The organism is Nitrincola sp. (assembly GCF_048264025.1).
Lineage (GTDB): Bacteria > Pseudomonadota > Gammaproteobacteria > Pseudomonadales > Balneatricaceae > Nitrincola.
In genome coordinates, this window is record NZ_JBLXDN010000018.1 from 18,300 (window position 1) to 37,552 (window position 19,253).

19 protein-coding genes are annotated in these 19,253 nt (G+C 50.5%); 8 read left to right on the top strand and 11 right to left on the bottom strand.

Translation table 11 applies throughout. The features are described from left to right. Nucleotides 1–91 precede the first annotated feature (91 nt). The 4 genes from ACN0R1_RS13540 (at nucleotide 92) to ACN0R1_RS13555 (ending at nucleotide 5,221) form a co-directional block, all read left to right on the top strand. Nucleotides 92–1,258 carry a sensor histidine kinase gene (locus ACN0R1_RS13540; protein ID WP_417583719.1) on the top strand — a complete coding sequence of 389 codons (1,167 nt, stop codon included), beginning with the start codon at nucleotides 92–94 and terminating at the stop codon, nucleotides 1,256–1,258. Beyond that, entirely contained in the window at nucleotides 1,255–1,896 is a 642-nt protein-coding gene (locus ACN0R1_RS13545; RefSeq protein ID WP_417583721.1) for a response regulator, read from the top strand. Before ACN0R1_RS13540 ends, ACN0R1_RS13545 begins: the two co-directional genes overlap by 4 nt. A gap of 308 nt (nucleotides 1,897–2,204) precedes the next feature. Continuing rightward, nucleotides 2,205–4,499, top strand: coding sequence for an EAL domain-containing protein (locus tag ACN0R1_RS13550; RefSeq protein ID WP_417583817.1), 2,295 nt, complete (start codon nucleotides 2,205–2,207; stop codon nucleotides 4,497–4,499). A 98-nt stretch (nucleotides 4,500–4,597) separates the two neighbouring features. Further along, nucleotides 4,598–5,221 (top strand): class I SAM-dependent methyltransferase, encoded by a 624-nt coding sequence (locus ACN0R1_RS13555; protein WP_417583723.1) that lies wholly within the window; start codon nucleotides 4,598–4,600, stop codon nucleotides 5,219–5,221. A 33-nt stretch (nucleotides 5,222–5,254) separates the two neighbouring features. Here ACN0R1_RS13555 and ACN0R1_RS13560 read toward each other — a convergent pair whose 3' ends face one another. The 4 genes from ACN0R1_RS13560 to ACN0R1_RS13575 form a co-directional block, all read right to left on the bottom strand. Further along, the gene (locus ACN0R1_RS13560; RefSeq protein ID WP_417583725.1) at nucleotides 5,255–6,751 is read right to left on the bottom strand and encodes a tripartite tricarboxylate transporter permease; all 1,497 of its coding nucleotides are present in this window, start codon (nucleotides 6,749–6,751) and stop codon (nucleotides 5,255–5,257) included. A gap of 10 nt (nucleotides 6,752–6,761) precedes the next feature. Next, nucleotides 6,762–7,193, bottom strand: a complete 432-nt coding sequence (locus tag ACN0R1_RS13565; protein ID WP_417583727.1) for a tripartite tricarboxylate transporter TctB family protein — start codon at nucleotides 7,191–7,193, stop codon at nucleotides 6,762–6,764. A gap of 87 nt (nucleotides 7,194–7,280) precedes the next feature. Beyond that, nucleotides 7,281–8,240 carry a Bug family tripartite tricarboxylate transporter substrate binding protein gene (locus ACN0R1_RS13570; RefSeq protein WP_417583729.1) on the bottom strand — a complete coding sequence of 320 codons (960 nt, stop codon included), beginning with the start codon at nucleotides 8,238–8,240 and terminating at the stop codon, nucleotides 7,281–7,283. Nucleotides 8,241–8,288: 48 nt separating this feature from the next. Continuing rightward, nucleotides 8,289–9,050 carry a GntR family transcriptional regulator gene (locus ACN0R1_RS13575; protein WP_417583731.1) on the bottom strand — a complete coding sequence of 254 codons (762 nt, stop codon included), beginning with the start codon at nucleotides 9,048–9,050 and terminating at the stop codon, nucleotides 8,289–8,291. 150 nt (nucleotides 9,051–9,200) lie between these two features. On the opposite strand from ACN0R1_RS13575, the gene ACN0R1_RS13580 reads away from it, so the two are divergent. Next, nucleotides 9,201–10,001, top strand: coding sequence for an amidohydrolase family protein (locus tag ACN0R1_RS13580; protein ID WP_417583733.1), 801 nt, complete (start codon nucleotides 9,201–9,203; stop codon nucleotides 9,999–10,001). Between the two features lie 44 nt (nucleotides 10,002–10,045). On the opposite strand, the gene ACN0R1_RS13585 is transcribed toward ACN0R1_RS13580, so the two are convergent. From ACN0R1_RS13585 to ACN0R1_RS13600, 4 genes are all read right to left on the bottom strand, one after another. Further along, nucleotides 10,046–10,858 (bottom strand): ABC transporter permease, encoded by an 813-nt coding sequence (locus tag ACN0R1_RS13585; protein WP_417583735.1) that lies wholly within the window; start codon nucleotides 10,856–10,858, stop codon nucleotides 10,046–10,048. After that, entirely contained in the window at nucleotides 10,855–11,688 is an 834-nt protein-coding gene (locus ACN0R1_RS13590; protein ID WP_417583737.1) for an ABC transporter permease, read from the bottom strand. The genes ACN0R1_RS13585 and ACN0R1_RS13590 overlap by 4 nt, the downstream gene beginning before the upstream one ends. A gap of 70 nt (nucleotides 11,689–11,758) precedes the next feature. Then, entirely contained in the window at nucleotides 11,759–12,907 is a 1,149-nt protein-coding gene (locus ACN0R1_RS13595; protein WP_417583739.1) for an extracellular solute-binding protein, read from the bottom strand. 3 nt (nucleotides 12,908–12,910) lie between these two features. Further along, the gene (locus ACN0R1_RS13600; RefSeq protein ID WP_417583741.1) at nucleotides 12,911–13,981 is read right to left on the bottom strand and encodes an ABC transporter ATP-binding protein; all 1,071 of its coding nucleotides are present in this window, start codon (nucleotides 13,979–13,981) and stop codon (nucleotides 12,911–12,913) included. 168 nt (nucleotides 13,982–14,149) lie between these two features. On the opposite strand from ACN0R1_RS13600, the gene ACN0R1_RS13605 reads away from it, so the two are divergent. From ACN0R1_RS13605 to ACN0R1_RS13615, 3 genes are read left to right on the top strand one after another with little or no spacing between them, the layout of a single operon-like run. Then, the gene (locus ACN0R1_RS13605) at nucleotides 14,150–14,914 is read left to right on the top strand and encodes an MBL fold metallo-hydrolase (RefSeq protein WP_417583743.1); all 765 of its coding nucleotides are present in this window, start codon (nucleotides 14,150–14,152) and stop codon (nucleotides 14,912–14,914) included. A 10-nt stretch (nucleotides 14,915–14,924) separates the two neighbouring features. Further along, nucleotides 14,925–15,950 carry a LacI family DNA-binding transcriptional regulator gene (locus ACN0R1_RS13610; RefSeq protein ID WP_417583745.1) on the top strand — a complete coding sequence of 342 codons (1,026 nt, stop codon included), beginning with the start codon at nucleotides 14,925–14,927 and terminating at the stop codon, nucleotides 15,948–15,950. A 5-nt stretch (nucleotides 15,951–15,955) separates the two neighbouring features. After that, the gene (locus ACN0R1_RS13615; protein WP_417583747.1) at nucleotides 15,956–16,735 is read left to right on the top strand and encodes an inositol monophosphatase family protein; all 780 of its coding nucleotides are present in this window, start codon (nucleotides 15,956–15,958) and stop codon (nucleotides 16,733–16,735) included. A gap of 51 nt (nucleotides 16,736–16,786) precedes the next feature. On the opposite strand, the gene ACN0R1_RS13620 is transcribed toward ACN0R1_RS13615, so the two are convergent. From ACN0R1_RS13620 to ACN0R1_RS13630, 3 genes are read right to left on the bottom strand one after another with little or no spacing between them, the layout of a single operon-like run. Next, nucleotides 16,787–17,590, bottom strand: a complete 804-nt coding sequence (locus tag ACN0R1_RS13620; RefSeq protein WP_417583749.1) for an HAD-IIB family hydrolase — start codon at nucleotides 17,588–17,590, stop codon at nucleotides 16,787–16,789. Further along, nucleotides 17,577–18,440, bottom strand: a complete 864-nt coding sequence (locus ACN0R1_RS13625; protein WP_417583751.1) for an endonuclease/exonuclease/phosphatase family protein — start codon at nucleotides 18,438–18,440, stop codon at nucleotides 17,577–17,579. The genes ACN0R1_RS13620 and ACN0R1_RS13625 overlap by 14 nt, the downstream gene beginning before the upstream one ends. Further along, nucleotides 18,440–19,249 (bottom strand): carbohydrate ABC transporter permease, encoded by an 810-nt coding sequence (locus tag ACN0R1_RS13630; protein ID WP_151055679.1) that lies wholly within the window; start codon nucleotides 19,247–19,249, stop codon nucleotides 18,440–18,442. The genes ACN0R1_RS13625 and ACN0R1_RS13630 overlap by 1 nt, the downstream gene beginning before the upstream one ends. Nucleotides 19,250–19,253: the final 4 nt, after the last annotated feature.

Below are 19,253 nucleotides of genomic sequence, written 5' to 3' on the forward strand. Positions count from 1 at the left end.
ATGCAGGGACAGACTAGCTTCTTCCCCCAGGCAGCGCCTGTGCCAAATGTCACGATAGCAGAGAGAAAAGATAAATGATGACATTTGTCCTATGCGAACAGATCCGGATCTATGGAATACTATCCCGATGACTCGAAACCTGACAGCCAGACACCAAATCATCGATCTGATCCTGGAGCTCATCGCCTGGACATTTGTAGTCTTGCTCACCTTGTATCTTTGGAAACTGGATTATCCGGAGGTACACAACAGACTCAATTTCACGCCAGTCAACCTGACCTTCGCAACCACTTATTTCCTGCTGTACATCGCTGGCGCTATCTGGCGTATTTTCGCCAAATCAACTCGTTATAAAGGGCTGATACTTCAATGTATTTGTCTATTTATCCTGATTTATTTGTTTCCGAATGGCATTCTGGTGATTCTTGCAATCAGGCTGGTGGCAAATCTGAATGAGTATCTCCCTACTTATATAGTCCTGCTGATCGCGTTGAGCATACCGCTGATTTACTTTTTACAAATCCCTGGCGAGTTTGCTTGGTTCAATATCATTCTGTTCAGCCTGTTTAACCTCTTCGCCTTGTATGCTTCTAATCGAATGCTGGATGAACGCAAAGCGAAGCAGTTAAACACAGATCTTCTTCGAGAGCTGCGTGCCACCCAAAGCATGCTCTCCACTACAGCACGGCAAGATGAACGCCTGCGCATTGCGCGGGATCTTCATGATGGGCTTGGCCACCATATTGCGGCCCTCAGTATCCAGCTGGAGGTGGCTAAACAGCTGAGTTCTGATAAGGCTCATCTTCATATTTGTAAGGCGCAGAGAGTAGCCCATCAGTTACTCAACGATATACAGACGGCGGTTTCGGATATTCGCCAAAGTCATCCTCTCGAACTGCATACGGCACTGGTGGCGTTAACACAGAACCTGGACAGGCTGGATGTTCAATTGAACATAGCCGCGGATCTGAGGATTACAAATGCCAGAACGGCCGAAGTTGTTTTTCGTGCTGCACAGGAAGCCATCACTAACGTTTTGAAACACAGTGCTGCAGATGCCTGTTTGCTGAGTCTGGAGCAGAAAGAGGGTCAACTTCTGCTGAGCTGCGAGGATAATGGTCCAGTCCTGACACCTATAAAATTCGGCAATGGTTTAATGGGTATGATTGAAAGAGTCCAGGAGTTAAACGGGAACCTGACGTGGGTTGCTGATAATAGAGGTTTCAAACTTCGCATCGAAATACCGGAGTCTATATGATCCCTATCAAAATACTGCTGGTTGATGATCAGAATCTGATTCGTGAAGGGATTAAAAGCCTTATCCATTTAAGGCCAGACATGCAGGTTGTTGCAGAAGCTGATGATGGAACAGAGGTTCTGAATCTGATTACCTGTTGCCAGCCTGATATTCTGTTACTGGATATTCGTATGCCACAAGTTAGTGGTCAAGAGGTACTTAAGCAGCTTCAAACAGCCGGATTAAATATACCAGTACTCATCCTGACCACCTTTGATGATCATGAACTGGTTCTGGATTGCATCAAACTCGGAGCCAAAGGCTATCTGCGAAAAGATGTGAGTTTCGACACACTCACTCAAGCAATTCAGAACCTGACACAGGGTAAAACCTGGATACACCCAGCCACCTCTTACCGAGTGGATAAAGCTAGACATCAACTCCAGCCCACTGAGACACCAATATTTGATGAGTTAACCGATAGTGAGATCCAGGTACTCCGGCTGGTAGCTGCCGGATACTCCAATCATGAGATCGCAGCGGCCCTGTTCAAATCACCGGGCACCATCCGCAACCAGGTTTCTTCTATTTTGAACAAGCTCAATGTTCGTGATCGAACCCGTGCCGTGCTTAAGGCCCTGGACCTTGAGCTGATCTGAAATACACGAGAGAAAAGGGTACTGACCCCTTTTCTGCTTTTCTGGATTCTTTTCAATAAATCAATCGATCGTTTTAATTTTTTGAGTGATGTGTAGTGCTGGATTTTGTGTGGTAGATATAAAACCTTTTTTTGCCTTAGGTTATTGGGTAGACTCGGGGTCGCTGCGGAAAAAGCATTAGTCATTACTGGAGCTCCTCGTTGTTATTTAAACAGTTATTGCGCTTAACTCTAATTCTTATCTATACACTGTTAATCGTTCCGAGCAGTTTCGCTTCGATTAGGGTTGATGGACCGAAGTTTGAGCAGGTGTTTAGTGAGTCCGGGGTAGCCATGCTGTTGATCGAACCGGGAAGTGGGCGGATCGTTGAAGCGAATCCTGCGGCGGTCCGGTTTTATGGTTATCCGCTGGATGAGTTACAGCAGATGACCATCCAGCAAATTAATACGTTTACCCCTGAACAAGTGGCTCAAGAGCGTGCAGCAGTAGAAGCGGCAGAGCGTAACTACCTGATTTTCAGACACCGACTGGCAAATGGCGAACTTCGTACCGTTGAGGTCTACTCCCACCCCTACCGATTCAATGATCAGAATCTGTTGTTCTCAATCATCAATGACATAACGCCCGGACGGCATGCGGCTGAGGATCTGTGGTATTACCAGGAACAACTGGAAACGATGGTGGATGCTCAGGTTCAGGAAATTGAACGCAACCGCTCTTATTTGCACTGGATATTGGTGGGTGCACTGTTAACTCAAGCGTTGGTGATTGTACTGCTGATCATCAATATTCAGCGTAAACGTCAGCTGCAACGACAGCAGAAGCAGACAACCTTGGCATTGACCGCACTGGCCACCACGTTTGCGCCTCTATCTGGCGAAGATTTTTATCAGGCCGTTTGTCAATATTTAGCCGATACTTTGGATGTCGATTATTTTTTTGTGGCGGCGTTAACGTCTGATGGTCAGCGAGCCGAGGTGCTGGCGGGCTGGGCTGATGGTGCGCCGATTGTGCCGTTTTCTTATGCGCTTGAGGGAACACCCTGTGAGGATGTGTGTGATAAGAATCGGATGATTCGAGTTGAGGGAATTCAGCAAGCCTATCCGAATGACTCGCTACTCGTTGATCTGCAGGCTCAAGCTTATATTGGTTGCGTGCTGATGGATAAATGTCAGCACCCCTTGGGGTTGTTAGTGGCATTAAGCCGTAAACCCATGAGAAACGCCCAGTCTGTAGATACCCTGATGCAACTTTATGTTGATCGTATCAGTGCCGAAATGCAACGCAGTCGGGTGGAAAAGCAGTTGGCTCAGATGGCACATTTCGATCCGCTGACCAGTCTGTCTAACCGTACACTCTTGGCTGATTACCTGAAGCATGCCATGGCTCAGGCTGTCCGGCATGAACAGATGCTGGCGATTCTGTTCATCGATCTGGATGGCTTTAAAACGGTCAATGACACTTATAGTCATGCCATCGGTGACCAGGTGCTGGTTAGCCTTGCCGTACGCATGAAGAAAATGATCCGTGATGAAGATGCTTTGGCGCGACTTGGGGGCGATGAGTTTGTTGCTGTAATGCAACACCTGCACCAATCCAATGACTGTATTCCGTTCCTGAATCGATTGCTGCAGGTGATTTCGGAGCCGGTGATAGTCGAGGGTATTGAGTTCAGTATTACCGCGAGTATCGGGGTGGTGTTCTATCCACAGCATGAATCTATAGAGGCTGATCAGTTATTGCGTCAGGCAGATCAGGCGATGTATCAGGCCAAGCAGGCAGGTAAAAATCGTTACCATCTATTCGACATAGAGCGTGACCGCGCCCAGCGTGATCAGCACGAAGGTCTGCTGCGGGTGCGTCAGGCACTGGAAGCGGGTGAACTGGAGTTGTATTACCAGCCCAAGGTCAATATGCGCAGTCGTGAAGTGGTGGGTACCGAAGCGCTGATCCGCTGGAACCATCCGGATCGCGGGGTTTTACCACCAGCTGAGTTCCTGTCACTGATCGAAAATCATCCACTGGCAATCGATGTCGGGCACTGGGTAATAGTGACAGCTTTGGATCAGGTTTTGCTGTGGCGTGAACAGGGCATCCATCTGCCGGTCAGCGTTAATATCGATGCTATTCATTTGCAGTGTCCCAGTTTTGTGCCGCAGTTGGAGTTGGCTTTAAACCAACGCCCTGGAATTGAACCCTATGATCTGCAATTGGAAATTCTTGAAACCACGGCGCTGGATGATGTGACACAGGTCTCCAACATTATGCAGGCCTGTCGGAAGTTGGGTGTTGGCTTTGCGCTGGATGATTTTGGTACGGGCTACTCATCACTAACCTATCTGAAACGCTTGCCTGCTGAATTGCTTAAAATCGACCGCAGTTTTGTACTCGATATGCTAGAAGACCCAGAGGACTTGGCCATTCTGGATGGCGTGATTCGCCTGGCTGGTGCGTTCCAGCGACAGGTGATTGCCGAAGGGGTAGAAACCCAGGCTCATTGCGATGCACTACTGAAGCTTGGTTGTGAACTAGGGCAGGGCTATGCCATCGCACGCCCCATGCCTGCAAGCGAAATACCTGAGTGGATACGCCACTGGAAATAACTGAAAAGGGGTCAGTACCCTTTTACTCAAAAATAAAAGGGTACTGACCCCTTTTCTGGACCCCTTTTCTGACTCCTTTTAGAGCTTAGGGAGCTAAAATGGATGTAATGCAAGATCGATGGCGTGAGTATTATGCACAAGCATTGCGTCGTCGCCATTCAGCGCGCACGGAGCAGGCCGTTGAATTAAATAGCTCAGGCTTCAAGTCAGCCATCGATTGTGGTTGCGGCAGTGGGAGTGATATCGACTACTTGAGTCAGCAGGGTTATCGGGTGCAAGGGTTTGATAACAACCCGGAAGCGATTGAAATCTGCTGTGAACGTTTTGGTGGTAATGTGATGGTGGATATTGCCTGCTGTAGTTTTGAAGACTACGACTATCCTGATTGTGGCTTGGTATTGGCGCATTCCAGCTTATTCTTTTCCGACGCTGAACGCTTCTCGGAAACCTGGAATAAAATGATCAGCGCACTTCAGCCTGGTGGGGTTTTCTCCGGCGACTTTATGGGCATCAAGGACGACTGGGCATTAAATCCTCAGCGCCAGATTAATGCCATGACTGAGCAGCAGGTCAGGGGGCTATTTGAACCGTTTGACCTGGTGCATTTCAATGAGCGCGATGAGCCTGGAAAAACCGCCTTGGGCTACCCAAAACATTGGCACATTTTTTCAGTCTTGGCAGTAAAAAAAGAAAAGGGGTCAGTACCCTTTTATTCAGAATAAAAGGTACTAATAAAAGGGTACTGACCCCTTTTTTTAGACCCCTTTGATGCGGAATTTTTTGTAGCTTTTCAGCGCTTGTGAGCCCAGCACGATCAGTAGCAGGGCGATGATGCCTTGCGAGATAGGGCGGGTAAAAAACAGCGTCCAGTCATTCTGCGAGATCAGCATCGACAAGCGGAAGTTGCTTTCTGCCATTGGCCCCAACAGCACACCCAGTACGATAGGTGCCAAGGGGAAGTCCAGGCGGTTCAGCACATAGCCTACGAGACCAAAGCCCAACATCACGTATAAGTCAGTGAGACTGCCATTAATGGTGTATACCCCAATCGACATGAGTACCAGCGTGGTTGGAACCAGCAGGGTGGAGGGGAGGCGCAGTACTTGAGCAAACAGTCGTGTTGCCAGCATGCCGCCCAGCACAAACAGCAATAAAGAGGTTAGCAGTAACTGCCAGATAAAACCAAACACCACATCTGCTGACTCGGTGAACAGGCGTGGTCCTGGTTGTAAACCGTGAATCATCAGGGCACCAAGCACCAGTGCAGCAATCAGGTTACCGGGTATGCCCAGTGTCAGAGCTGGAATCATGGATGAGGCGTTGTCAGCACTGTTTCCGCATTCGGCAGCTGCAACGCCAACCGGATTGCCCTGACCGAAGGTTTCCGGGTCTTTGGCGTTACGCTTCGCTTCGTTATAGCTGAGCAGGGCGGCGAGGTTGCCACCTGCACCGGGTAGTATGCCGACACAGACGCCGATCACCGAAGACCTTGACCAGGTGCGCCAGTGCGTGCGGATCAATCCCAGTGCATTGGCTGTTTTATTGGTGCGAAAGTTAGCCGGGTTGTAGTGGGCGCTGTTTTGTTTTTCGGCCATTTCCAGTATCGGTGGAACGGCATACAGCCCAATTAAGACCACCATTAATGGGAAGCCACCAACCAGGTAGAGGTTGTCGAAGGTGTAGCGCTCTTCACCACTGAGGGTATCAACGCCAACCAGGCCGATAATGATACCCAGCAGTGCGGCCAGCATGCCTTTGAACAGATCGCCACCGACCAGCACGGCGATGCTGGTCAGGCCGAAGACAGCAACCCAGAAGTATTCTGTCGGCCCGAACGCCAGGGTCATTTTAGCCAGAGGAGGCGCCAGGGTCATCAGTGCTAAGGCGCTGACGGTACCACCGACAGCGGAAGACCAACAGGCGGTTTTCAGTGCGACGCCCCCCATGCCTTTGCGTGTCATGGGGTAGCCATCGAAGGTGGTGGCAATCGCTGAGGGGGTTCCTGGGATTTTTAACAAAATTGCCGGAATGGCACCCCCATACATGGAGCCATTATAGATGCCTGCAATCAGACCCAGGGCGATGATGGGATCAAAGCTGTAAGTCAGTGGCAGCATCAGTGCGATGGCCATAACCGGATTCAATCCAGGCAGGGCACCGATCAGGATGCCGGCAAGGGTGCCGATTAGCATGCTCAGCAGTGAATCTGGCGCAATAATCACGGTAAACGCGTGTGTAAGAGCTTCAAACATAATGATTTCCTCAGACAGCCAGGAAAAACTCTACTGGCAGCGCGCGTTTCAGTACCAGCGCAAACAGAAGATAAAGAAGGGTGATGAAGACCACTGTAATCGATAGGATGACAACCGGTCGTCTTTCCCCGATCAGTAGTGACAGGGAAACAATAAACAGGCTACTAGTGGTATAGAAACCAACTATAGGCAGTAAGAAAAAATAAGCGACACAACTGACCAGTGTTGCTATGAATTTGAAAGGATGGTCTACCAGTTTAATCTCATGATCTTTATTCTTGAGAAGACTTCGGACAATCAGACCCAAGGCAAACAGGCTCATCAGCAGACCGACACCGACAGGAATATAGGCCGAGTCATAATAAAAGTCTTTTCCATACCAGGCGGTACCGGCACCTAGCAATAAAAAAACAACGCCCGTGCAGAAGTCCCGGTAATTCATGGTGGCTCCCCTGTATTACATCTATGGCCAAGGATAAACGCATACCGATCCGGCGCTATTCCGGATCGGTATGCGTCATTGATGAGTTTAGCTGCGTTTCAGGCCCAGTTTGCTGAGCAGTTCACCCAATGCATCCGACTCATTTTTTAACGCTTCTCGAAGCGCTTCGCCGCGCATCAATACCGGTACTTCACCCTGCTTATCGAGAAATGCCTGTAATTCCGGATTTTCTAAGGCGCGTTCGACTGCATCAGCGATCACATTGGCGTATGCCTCACTCATTCCCTCAGGACCCAGCATCATGCGCCATAGAACGGTTTCAAGTTCTGGATGACCCAGTGCTTCCAGTCCTGAAGCTTGCGGAAGGGCGAGGTTATCGGCCGCCGATGTGACGATCAAGCACTTGGCTTGACCATCCTGAGCGTACGGCAAAACAGGTGTGATAGAGCCGCCGTAGATATCAATATGGCCGCCGAGGAAGTTTTGCAGTGTTTCACCTGCACCACCGAAAGGAATAGCACGTGCTTCAATATCATAGGCGGCGAAGATGCGCTCAGCCGCCAGACGCATGGTGCCACCCACCCCATCATTACCATAGGTGTATTTATTCGGGTTATTTTTTAACTCAGCCAGAAATTCTTCACCTGTGTCTGCCGGAAAATCAGGCATAACACACATGGTATAAGCACTCTTAGAGATGCTGGTGATAGGCGTCAATGAGTCATAGGAGTATTGAACGCGCTGCATATGCGGCACAGTGGTAATCGGGCTGTTCCAGGTGTTTAGCAGTGTGTAGCCGTCAGGACGTGCACGGGATACCTGGTTAACCCCAATGGCACCACCGCCACCTGCCACGTTGATAATAGCGGCTGACTGCTGCAGTTCAGGCTCCAGGTACTGATTTAACATGCGCGCGACTGAATCTGTGCCACCACCAGCAGGGGCTGGGACAATGATTTCAATGGGACGGTTTGGGTAGTTGTCTGCGATGGCTGTTGTGCAGGCAAGCGCGAGTGCGCAGGCACTCAAGAGGCTGGTTTTGTACATCGTTGTTCACCTTTTTTGGATTTATTTTTCGGCTGAAGCCGGTCTGTCTCAGTTGGGTTGGTCACCCAGGGTCACACGGTATCGAAAGCGCTCCGGACGTCCATGTGCGCGCCTGAACTCAATCACTCTGCCTACAGGGTTTTTGGCCAGGCGCTGAATCACGGCCACCGGTGATCCCTGCGGCAGCTCCAGGTGCTTGGCACTCATGTCACTGGCCAGACCGAATGACAATTCATCGATGGCCGAACTGATCAGAATGCCAAACTGGTCAAGAAAAATGGGGTAGAGTAGTGGACCGCAGGTTTTGAAGTTGATTTTTTCAAGCCCGTTGAAATCAGGAAGTCGCAAGTAAAGTTCTTCAAATAACAAGGGTTCACCAGACCATAAACGAATACGTTCCAGTCGGATGCAGGGCGCTTTGGCTGGGTCACCAAAGGCTGCAAGTACTTCAGGTGGTGTTTCAATGATTTCACAACTGAGTATCCGGCTTTCAGGGATCATCGGTTGATCATTGCCTTCGGTATCCATAACGTGAAAAAAGCGGAACAGGTCTGCTCTGAATGCCGGGCGCTTAACAAAGGTGCCGGTACCACGACGGCGTTCCAGAAGCCCTTCTTCTGAAAGTTGCTTCAATGCCATGCGCATGGTGGCGACAGCAACACCGTATTCTTCAGCCAGGCGGTTTTCAGAAGGAATCATATCCCCCGGAGACCACTCACCTTTAGCAATACGTGAAGCCAGTTGGTCCCTGAGTCTGGCATAGAGTGGCAGACGATCATCACAGAGGGCGTTGGTTAGGCTGGATTGCATAAAGATGTCCTGTTTTTATTGATGCGTTAAACGAATACTAATACTATAGTTCTTCAGTAGTCAACTAGTTCTCTATAGAACTGAATAACTAGTGTTATGATATATTTTTAGATCAGATTTTAGCGACATGCGAGTCGGGGTAAGGGAAAAATGCAAAAAACAGGGTTTGATTGTCACGCACATGTCTATGGTGTGGTGAACAGTATTCAGGGATCTAACTACAGGCCAGTGTCGCCAGCACCCTTAACGACCTGGCAGCAGCATTTGCATAGCGTCGGCCTTGAGGGCGGCGTTATCGTACAACCCAGTTTTCTCGGCCATGATAATCAACAATTGCTGGACAGCCTGGTGATAGCCGGGAAGGGGTTCAAAGGCGTTGCACAGCTGCCCTGCACAGCCTCCCTTGCTGAGATGCAAGCCTTGGATCGAGCTGGAATTGTTGGCGTACGCTGGAATTTGATTGAACACCGTGCCGAGTTGCCCAACGTGTCGGCGCTGGAATGGAGTGCGTTTCTGGAGCGTATCAAATTACTGGACTGGCATCTGGAGCTGCATTTGGAAGGTGACCGACTGCCAGAACTGCTACCGGCGTTACTGGAGCAGGGTGTCAAACTGGTCATTGATCATATTGGGTTACCCTATCAGGACGATCCTGGATTAGATGCCGGTTTCCAACAGCTATTGAACGCAGGCCAAGATGGCCGGGTCTGGGCCAAGCTATCGGCACCTTACCGCTCTCCGGTAAATGACATCAGGCCTTATGTCGAGGCGCTGTTGACGCACCTGGGAAGTGAGCGTTTGGTATGGGGAAGCGACTGGCCCTGGACCCGACATGAAGACAAACACAGCTATGCCGACACCCTTGCTTGGTTAAAAACCTGGGTTACCGATCCAACAGCCTTAACCAATATTCTGGAAAACTCACCCCGCGAGTTGTATCGAATAGCCTAAAGCAAAAAAGGGTACTGACCCCTTTTTTGCCCTTTTTCCTATCGCTACTTGCCGAGTTTTGACAGCATCTCTGGGCGCATGAATTTATTGATAATCAACATAAATCCAATTGATGGAATCAGCAGGATCAGTGCTGTAATCGAGGAGATCTGGTAGTTGCCTTCCATGCTGGCGGTGTAGAGCAATAGTGGCAAGGTTGTTATCTCTGGTGAGCCGACAAAAAAGGTGCCGGTAAACTCATCCAAAGACTCCAGGAATACAAAGATGCTGGCCGCAATTAGACCTGGAGCGGCTTGTGGCAGTACCACATGGATAAAGGTGTAAATCGGTCCAGCCCCTAAATTGCGCGAAGCACGTGACAGCATCGGATCAATAGACGAAAACGCCGCCACACTGATCCAGACGGAAAACATCAGTCCATGTACGCTGTGTACTAATACAACACCCAGCAGGGTGCCGTTGAGACCCCAATCATAGAAAATACGGGCAATATTGATATAGACCGTTAAATTCGGGAAGGCTTGAGGAATCAAAAACAGCAGCATAAATCCTACCCGCCAGGGCATGCTGTGTTTGGATAATGCGTAGCCAGCCGGTATCGACACCAGCAGACAAACAACAACAGCACACAAGGCGATGATAATGCTGGTCATCAGTGAGCCAGACACATCACTGTAGGGATTAAACACTTGCTGCCAGTACTTCAGCCCCCACTGATTGGGTAGTGTATGCGGGAAGTACCAGGTTTCAGCCAGGGTCCAAATCAGCAAATTCATGATCGGGCCGAAGATCGCTAGTGCCAACAGGGTGATAAAGGCCGTTTGTAGCCAGAAGCCCCAACGTAAAAACCTATTCATGCCGTCGCCCCCTTATCCTTTAAGCTTTGACGTAAGTAGAACCATGCCAGGCTCGCACAGATCAGGTAAGACACCACGCCCAACGCATTAGCGACATGATAATCACCGTAAGCATTCACGCGGAACGCCATGTCGGCGGTAATCATGGTAGGAGAGCCAGTCCCTATCATCAGGGGAACCGATAGCACCGACATGATTGTCACCGTGGAGAGTACTAATGCCACACCGATGCTTGGCATCACTTGAGGCAAAATCACATCCGCTAAAATGCGTAGACGAGAGGCGCCTAAATTTTGCGCGGCTTGAATCTGGTCTCGGTCCAGGGCCGCCATGGCACCACTAATCAGCAGGGTCGAAAAAGCTAACTGTTTCCACACAAAGGTAATGATGATGCCGCTCCAGCCAAGTAACGACACAGTTTCAAGGGGTGTCATCACACCCATTGCCACCAGGGTATTGTTCATCAAGCCATTTTTCGCCAGAAAGGTGCGCATCATCTGCGCAGCAACGATAAAGGGAATGAACAACGGCAGGCGATAGAGCAATGCCAATACCGCTACCAGTTTGGGAAAGGGTGACAGTGTCAGGGTGGCGGCAATCGCAATTGACAGTATTGCCAGTAGTGCCACTGAACTCAGCACAATAATCACGGTGAACTTTATATCGTTGGAATACAGCTCAAACACCTTTACAAAATGTTCGAGGGTGAAAGACAGATCATCCTGAGTAAACGCCGACACGAGCGAGAAGAACAGCGGATATAAGAACAAAGCCAGCACCATGAATGCCGCTGGCGCAATTAACAGGAGGTTAGACGTTGATGCTCGCATAGTAACCTTGAGACAAAACCCTGAGATAAAAAGAAGCCCCAGGCAAGTGTCTCTTGCCTGGGGATTGTGATTAGTTGGAGACTTTACGCTCGTAACCTTCTTGAATCGCATCAAAGTAAGGGGTGATCGGGAAGCTCTTGCCGAAGTTAGCAAGATCTTCCGGGGTGATCTCAACGAACAGCTTGTCCCAACTTTCAGTGTCCAGTTCTGGTTGAACGAACTCAGCGTCAATACCAGGGTACCAATTAAACTGCTTCACTATGCCTTCCGCTTGGACAGCCGGGCTGGTTGCCAGCTCAATAAAGGCCCGTGCCAGTTCAGGATTTTTGGCTTTATCAGGCGTGACATAGTACATCGGCTGACCTGGCATACCTGGAGCAATCAGAGCAAGCTTTAACGAAGGTGGAATCTTTTCATCGGCCTGCCAGCTGTAGAACATATCCACCCATACCGGGCCCATAAAAATCTCACCACGGCTGAGCATATCCAGGGTGCCAGCATTACCTGGTGTAAAGGTAACGTTGTTGTTGAAATCCTTTAGCTTGGCAAAGGCATCATCCCACGTCGCTTCCAGGCTCTGGTCATAGGGTGCACTGGACAGGCGTTCGGCGTCAGTGCCATAGGCATAGATCCAGCCTGTTACGAAACTAACGCCAGACATGCCATTCTTGATGCCGTTGTAGCCAAAGGCTTTAGGATTTTGTTGCGTCCATTCCACCAGTTCGTCGTAGGAGCTTGGTGGGTTAGTAATAAAATCACTGTTGTAGGCCAGGGCGGTTTGGCTGTGGAACATCGGCATGACATAACCGTCCACATCCGTGCCTAGTGCATTTCTTGCGGTATCCCGAGTGACCAATTCACCTGTGCTGATATCATCACGGAACGCGGCCAATAAACCCTGCTGGACCATATCACCACCAATTTTCTGGTGCACCACCGCTACATCTAAGTCCCATACCTCTATACCACTTGCTTGCTGAGCACTCAGCTTCTCCATGATTTTATGTGAGCCGGCATCACCAGGGCCTGTGCCTACCACGTTCACTTTGACATCTGGATACATGGCTTCGAATTTTGGGGCTAAGTAAGTTTTTACATAGTCGACCATATTCTGGCTTCCTGCCGTTGCCACATTGAGCACTGTTTCGGCATAAGCTGGCGCGCCAAACTGAGTGAAGCAAACCACCGCTAATACAGAGATCTTGGTTTTGTTGAACATGATTTATCCTCGTGGGTTTGATTGAGACGCTGATGGAGTTTCGTGCGTTGCAAGATCAAACACATGCAGCGCATGGGGTGGAACATGTAACGACACGTTTGATTCGATGGGCCAGCAGTGACGGGAATCGGCTTGTAGAATTTGTTCCCCGCAACGTATGCTATGACGATACTGCTGACCTAAAAAAGCGCTTTGCTCAAGCACGCCGGTCAGGGTCAACCCAGCTTCATGTTCGTCTGACAGCGGACGCAACTCGGCTGCTGAACTACGAAAATACAGCGCCAGATCCTGGGTGGCAGGTGTATTTGGCAAGTTCAGCTGTAATCCTGATGGCGGTGTCGACGCTTGATACACCACACAGTTATCGGCCCCCATAAAGTCAGCAACAAAGGGGGTTTGCGGTTGCTGATAGATTTGTTCCGGTGTACCCAGTTGTTCGATGCGACCTTGGTTAAGCACCGCAACACGGTCGGCCATGACCAAGGCTTCCTCCTGATCGTGGGTCACGATCAGCGAGGTGAATCCCAGTTTCTTTTGCAAGGCTTTGATTTCGTGACGAACGCTGAGGCGAACTTTGGCGTCCAGATTTGATAAGGGCTCATCCAGCACCAGTACATCTGGCTCAACAGCCAAGGCGCGGGCCAGGGCGACACGTTGACGCTGGCCGCCAGATAAGTTGGTCACTTTTTCGTTTTCATACCCTTCCAGGTTAACGATGCCAAGCAACTCCAAGACACGTTGACGCGATTGCGCCTTGGGGACTTTGCGCACCTTCAAACCATAACTGATGTTTTGTGCAACGCTCATGTGTGGCCACAAGGCATAACTTTGAAACACCATGGTGATATTGCGACGCTCGGCGGGTAGATGCGTAATCGCTTGTCCGGCAATATGCACTTCGCCTGATTGCGTGGGTACAAAGCCGCATATCGCGTTCAAGAGGGTGGTTTTGCCACATCCAGACGGCCCCAACAAGGCAATCATTTCACCTTTTTGCACTTGTAAATCGATGCTGTGCAAAATGGTTTTGTCGCCGTAACCCGCTTGTAGCTGTGTTATTTCCAGGTGCGCCATCCAATAAATCCACTATCAAATTGCAAAAAATTGCGCTAATTTGTACAAATGAACACGTGTTCATCTGGTTGTAAAAAAAATGCAACTTAGTGTCGACATTATAGGTGTCTACTTTGTCGCGAATGTGTGACAGTTTCATTAAGCAAAAAAGAAATTTTCTGGGGTGTTATGAAAATCGACGTAATTGGCAGTGGCAGCGCATATTCTTTAACGCGCAATACCTCTTCTATTCTGGTGACGGATAACCATGAGCAACGCTGGCTAATCGATTGTGGCCCCACGGTGCCACGTGCCTTGTGGCAACGCTGCCTGGATGTGAATGACATCGATGTGCTGTACTTTACCCATATTCACCCAGACCATTGTGCCGGGCTTCCGGTGTTACTCAATCGCTGGAAAAGCTTTGGACGGCATAAGCCACTGATTATTTATTGCCAGCCGCAACAGCGTGAAATCCTTCAGCAGTTGGTCTCTATGGCAACCTGGCCGGTGCCTGAAATCTGTTTTGATATTGATTGGCGGGATAGCCAGGCGCAATGGCAATGGCAGCAGTGGCACTTATACACCGCCGCTACCCAGCATGAAATGCCCAACTTATCGCTGCGGATTGAAGTGGATGGCCAGACGCTCTTTTATAGTGGTGATGGCCGCCCAACCGAAGCCAGTAGCGCGTTAATGCAAGGCTGTGATCTGGCGTTTCAGGAATGTGCGGTTTCACAGCCGCTGCCGAAAGAGTCTTCTCATGGCGATGTTGTCAGTTGCCTGGCACTGCAGCAATCGCTTTCATTACCTGTATTAGGGCTTTATCACTGTTTTGATGAAGAGATTGCCAATATCGAAGCAAGCATTGCCGGGCATCCTCAGGTGTTCCTGTCTTACGATGGTCTGACGATTGATTTAGACCTGGGTGTTGCCGTCGCAAAGCTGACCTAAGGGGATTGCCATGAGTAAGCCCCACAAAAGCATTACCGCACAAGACGTTGCTGACCATGCCGGTGTGTCGCGTGCAGTGGTGTCTCGCGCCTTGAGTGACAATGGCAGTATTGCCCCCGAAACCAAGGTGAAAGTCATTGCGGCGGCCAGGGCGCTTGGTTATCAAGTTAACTTCCTCGCACAAGGATTAAATCGTAAGCGAAGCCAGCTCATTGGTGTGGTCGTCGCGCGGATTAAAGACCCGTTTCGCAGCAGTTTGTTGGAAGGACTGATTCACACGATTCAACGACGCGGTTATCAAGCGCTGGTGACAGAAGTTGGCTCAGAAAAAGACTTGGAGTCCACGCTACGTCAGTTTACGCAGTTCCGCGTATCTGGCGTGATAGTTACATCGGGACAACCACCGGCTGCGCTCGTTGATGAATGCGTTCAGTTCAAAATTCCGGTGGTGGGCATTAATCGTCATCTGGATATTCCAGCGGTTGATTTTGTTTGCTCGGATAATCAGCAGGGTGCCGCGTTGGCTACGGCGCAGCTGCTTGAATCGGGTTGCCATAGCTTTGCCTGGTTAAACTGCCAGAGTTCTACCTGGGCCGGAATTCAACGTGGCGTGGCCTTTGAACAAGCACTCGCGCGCGCCAGACATACGCCCAAGTCGCTTAAGCGGATTATCGCGGATCAGGATGGTTATGACGGTGGTGAAGCCGCGGCCTTAGCGTTTGATCTAGACCAAGGCTTAGCTGATGGCATTTTCTGCGCTAATGCCCAACTGGCTTGTGGTTTTTTAGATGGGATGCGTCAGCGAGGTTTCGATGCACCCAAGGATTTTCACTTAATTGGTTTTGACAACACACCGCAGACAGCCCAGTACAGCTACCGTTTGACTACGCTCAACCAGGATATTCCAGCCCTATGTTCTGAGGTGCTGAATTGCCTTGAGAGTCGCAATAAATCACCTAATCAAGCGGCACGTTTGATTACTGTTCCCGTCTCTCTGGTATTACGCCATACCAGCCCGGATATTCACCTAGGATAATTGCTATGCATATAGACGCCTCATCATTACAGAAACTCAGTGACACCATCGTTGAAATCGGTCAACAAGCCCAAGTGATGCGTGATAATGGCCTTAGCGTCACCACGAAAGCTGATCAGGATTTTGTCTCCCAGGCGGATGTTTTTGTTGAAAAAGCCATACAAACCTATTTGGCTATGGAGTTTCCAAACTCTGGTTTTTTAGGTGAAGAGGGTGGGTTAAAAGAGGGTAAAGATGGCATTTGGGTTATAGATCCGATTGATGGCACCACCAATTTTACCTTAGGCATGGATTACTGGTGTATCTCTGTCGCCTACGTTGTAAAGGATGTTATCCAACTGGGAATTGTTTATGCACCTGATCGGGATGAATTCTTTCTTGCCCAGAAGGGCCAAGGCGCTACCCTGAATGGTAAGGCCCTAAAGGTTGTGGATCCACTACCTGAACGGGTGGTGTTAGGGCTGGGGCGCTCAAATCGCTACCCACTTAATGATTACTTAACCCTGCTTGAGCACTTGATTGTCGAAGAAAACATCGAGTATCGCCGCTTTGGCGCGGGAGCATTAATGCTTTGTCACGTGGCCTCAGGACAAATACATGGCTACTTTGAAGCCCATTTAAACAGCTGGGATGCCTTGGCCGGGCTATTGATCTGCCATGAAGCCGGTGCGTTAAGCAACGACTTTATGGCAAACAATGGACTGTACCAGGGTAATAGCATTTGGGTCGCCACCCGCAGCGTGTGGCAGCGACTCGCCCCTTACCTAAGTAAAAAAGGGATCTAAAAAGGGGTCAGTACCCTTTTATTTGTGAATTAAAGGGTACTGACCCCTTTTTTATTTTAGTAGGCGCTGGGCGACTTCGTTGAAGCCGAATCCGCCTTCCTGTTGGGTGATGTATTTCGGCTGGGTAGCTAGTGTGGCCAGGCAATGACGGATATTGGCGACGCCGAAGGTGAGGGTGAACTGATCAAACATGGCGGCGTCATTGGCTGAGTCACCGATGAAGGCGGTTTTGCTTAACCAGTGTTCAGTTGGCTCTCCCTGAGCTTCAAGCCAGGCGAGGGCGGTGGAGGCTTTGTCATAGTCACCGCGCCAGGCGTTGATATGAATTGAACTGATGCGCGCATGCAGACCTGCGGCTTCCAGAGCCTGTCTGAGTTGTTCAACTTCATCGGGGGTGTTGTGATGCTGCTGGCGAATGTCTAGCGCTATATCGGTTTCACGATAGGCCTGATCAGCAGTGGCTCTGGCAAACGGGAAACGCTGGAGTAGCTGTTGCTGGATCTCGCGCAGTTGCTGGTATTGCCGGGTACGCTGGGGTTCTGCCAGACGATAGTGTGTCTCGATCTGTCCCTGCACATTTTTCTGCATCCAGAAGGCACCGTTTTCACCAATCACCGCTGTGACTGGCCAGGTGCGCACCATACAATCACACCAACCGGCACAGGCACCCGTCACCGGCACCACCTGAATGCCGGCTGCGGCGAGTTGCTCCAATGCCAGTAATGTCTGGCTGGGTAACTTGCCTTGCCAGGTCAGAGTGTCGTCTACATCGGTAAACAGGTAGCGAACCTCATGCTGCAGTGTATCGGGCAAAGGCAGTATGGATAGAGATTCAGCAAGGTTAAGGTGTGTCATGAACAGGTGGCTCCAAAGTCACAATCAGGGGTTGATGGTCAGAGAGTTGGGTGACGGTATCGACTTCCAGCGAACTGGGTGTCAGCTGCTTTAGCCAGACAAAATCGCGGCAGTGTGGACCTTCTGGCCACTGCACTGAATCATGGATGCCGCAGGTGGGCGTGTGTGGCTGATGCGGATGACAAAGCTGAAAGGCGTCTTGCCAGCCTTGTTGCACCAGCAATGCATGCTGGTCACTGCGACTGTCCAGGTTGAGATCACCACAGAGCAGAGTGGCCTGAGTGCCGAACGGTTGACTGTAGATGCCAGGGCCTTGTTTGGGCGGCGCGTTTACCTGCTGCTGCCAGGCGTCACAGCAGGCATTGAGATAGTGCAGCTGCGCCAGGCGTTCGTCAGCATCATGGTAGGCCAGGTGGGTGTTCAGAATACGCATCGGGCCCTGCCAGTCGATCAGGGTTTCAACCGCGCAACGTGGTGTTTGCCAGGCATCGGCTGAATAGCGACTGCCGCGCATTGGCAGACAATGGATACGTTGATCCAGCACCGGCCCCTTGACCAGCGTCAGGTTACCAAACTCGCGCCGTTGACTGGCTGTTGCGCCAGGCCAACTCAGTGCCGCACCCCAGATCGGTGTGTAGTCACTGAAGGCCTCACAGAGTGCTTCTAGTTGGTCGGGCTGAGAGGCACTGATATACTCATCAAAATAGCGTGCCACTTCCTGCAGGCAGATCACTTCAAGCGGCCCCATGCTTTTAATCTGTTGAATAATCCGCTCCAGTGCGATCAGGCCATCGCAGCCGCGACCACTTTGAATATTCCAGGTGAGTAAACGTAATGTTGAAGCAGTCATTATTTGAGTCCTGCATGCATAAAGGATTGCAGAAAGCGCCGTTGGAAAATCAGAAAGACGATCAGTAACGGGCCAACCGCAATCAGCGTACCGGCACAGACCACCGGCCAGTCCACCCCGGATTCCGGGGCGCCGAAGATCGCCATGCCGACAGTTAATGGGCGGCTGTTTTCGGTGTTGGTGACCACCAGTGGCCAGAGGAAGTTGTTCCAGTGGTGGCTGACCGAGACCAGACCATAAGCCAGATAGGTGGGTTTTGCCAGGGGGACATAGACCTTCCACAATACTCCCAGCCAGGAGCAGCCTTCCAGTCGGGCGGCATCTTCCAGTTCCTGGGGAACTGTTCGGAAGGTCTGGCGTAGCAGGAAAATCCCGAAGGCGCTGGCCATGTAGGGCAAACCGACCCCAATCCAGGTATCAATCAACTCCAGTTTGGCCAGGGTGCGGTAGTTTTCCACGATCAGAATTTCCGGCACGATCATCAGTTGCAGCAGCACCAGCGCAAACACCACGCCACGCCCTTTAAATGCCATCCGTGCCAGGGCATAGCCTGCAAGGGTGCAGAGGATCAACTGAAAGGTCAGAATCAGACCGGTGATGATCAGGGTGTTGAACATATAGCGCATAAACGGCGCCTGCTGCCAGGCGGTGGCAAAGTGCTCCAGTGTCAGCGGTGCGAACAGCTCAAACCGGGTGGCATATTCGGCTGGATGAAACGCCGCCCAGAAGGCATAGAGCAGGGGAAAAATCCATAAGATGCCCAGTGTCCAGGCCAGGGTGAATGACAGGGTTCGAGTCAGCTTTGGCATATAT

Bases quoted from the DNA above. Each gene is read 5' to 3' on its own strand.
- ACN0R1_RS13595 (WP_417583739.1), bottom strand. From the start codon at position 12,907: ATGTTCAACAAAACCAAGATCTCTGTATTAGCGGTGGTTTGCTTCACT.
- ACN0R1_RS13625 (WP_417583751.1), bottom strand. From the start codon at position 18,440: ATGACTGCTTCAACATTACGTTTACTCACCTGGAATATTCAAAGTGGT.
- ACN0R1_RS13585 (WP_417583735.1), bottom strand. From the start codon at position 10,858: ATGAATAGGTTTTTACGTTGGGGCTTCTGGCTACAAACGGCCTTTATC.
- ACN0R1_RS13610 (WP_417583745.1), top strand. From the start codon at position 14,925: ATGAGTAAGCCCCACAAAAGCATTACCGCACAAGACGTTGCTGACCAT.
- ACN0R1_RS13630 (WP_151055679.1), bottom strand. From the start codon at position 19,249: ATGCCAAAGCTGACTCGAACCCTGTCATTCACCCTGGCCTGGACACTG.
- ACN0R1_RS13545 (WP_417583721.1), top strand. From the start codon at position 1,255: ATGATCCCTATCAAAATACTGCTGGTTGATGATCAGAATCTGATTCGT.
- ACN0R1_RS13580 (WP_417583733.1), top strand. From the start codon at position 9,201: ATGCAAAAAACAGGGTTTGATTGTCACGCACATGTCTATGGTGTGGTG.
- ACN0R1_RS13555 (WP_417583723.1), top strand. From the start codon at position 4,598: ATGGATGTAATGCAAGATCGATGGCGTGAGTATTATGCACAAGCATTG.
- ACN0R1_RS13590 (WP_417583737.1), bottom strand. From the start codon at position 11,688: ATGCGAGCATCAACGTCTAACCTCCTGTTAATTGCGCCAGCGGCATTC.
- ACN0R1_RS13600 (WP_417583741.1), bottom strand. From the start codon at position 13,981: ATGGCGCACCTGGAAATAACACAGCTACAAGCGGGTTACGGCGACAAA.
- ACN0R1_RS13620 (WP_417583749.1), bottom strand. From the start codon at position 17,590: ATGACACACCTTAACCTTGCTGAATCTCTATCCATACTGCCTTTGCCC.
- ACN0R1_RS13575 (WP_417583731.1), bottom strand. From the start codon at position 9,050: ATGCAATCCAGCCTAACCAACGCCCTCTGTGATGATCGTCTGCCACTC.
- ACN0R1_RS13615 (WP_417583747.1), top strand. From the start codon at position 15,956: ATGCATATAGACGCCTCATCATTACAGAAACTCAGTGACACCATCGTT.
- ACN0R1_RS13565 (WP_417583727.1), bottom strand. From the start codon at position 7,193: ATGAATTACCGGGACTTCTGCACGGGCGTTGTTTTTTTATTGCTAGGT.
- ACN0R1_RS13560 (WP_417583725.1), bottom strand. From the start codon at position 6,751: ATGTTTGAAGCTCTTACACACGCGTTTACCGTGATTATTGCGCCAGAT.
- ACN0R1_RS13570 (WP_417583729.1), bottom strand. From the start codon at position 8,240: ATGTACAAAACCAGCCTCTTGAGTGCCTGCGCACTCGCGCTTGCCTGC.
- ACN0R1_RS13605 (WP_417583743.1), top strand. From the start codon at position 14,150: ATGAAAATCGACGTAATTGGCAGTGGCAGCGCATATTCTTTAACGCGC.
- ACN0R1_RS13540 (WP_417583719.1), top strand. From the start codon at position 92: ATGCGAACAGATCCGGATCTATGGAATACTATCCCGATGACTCGAAAC.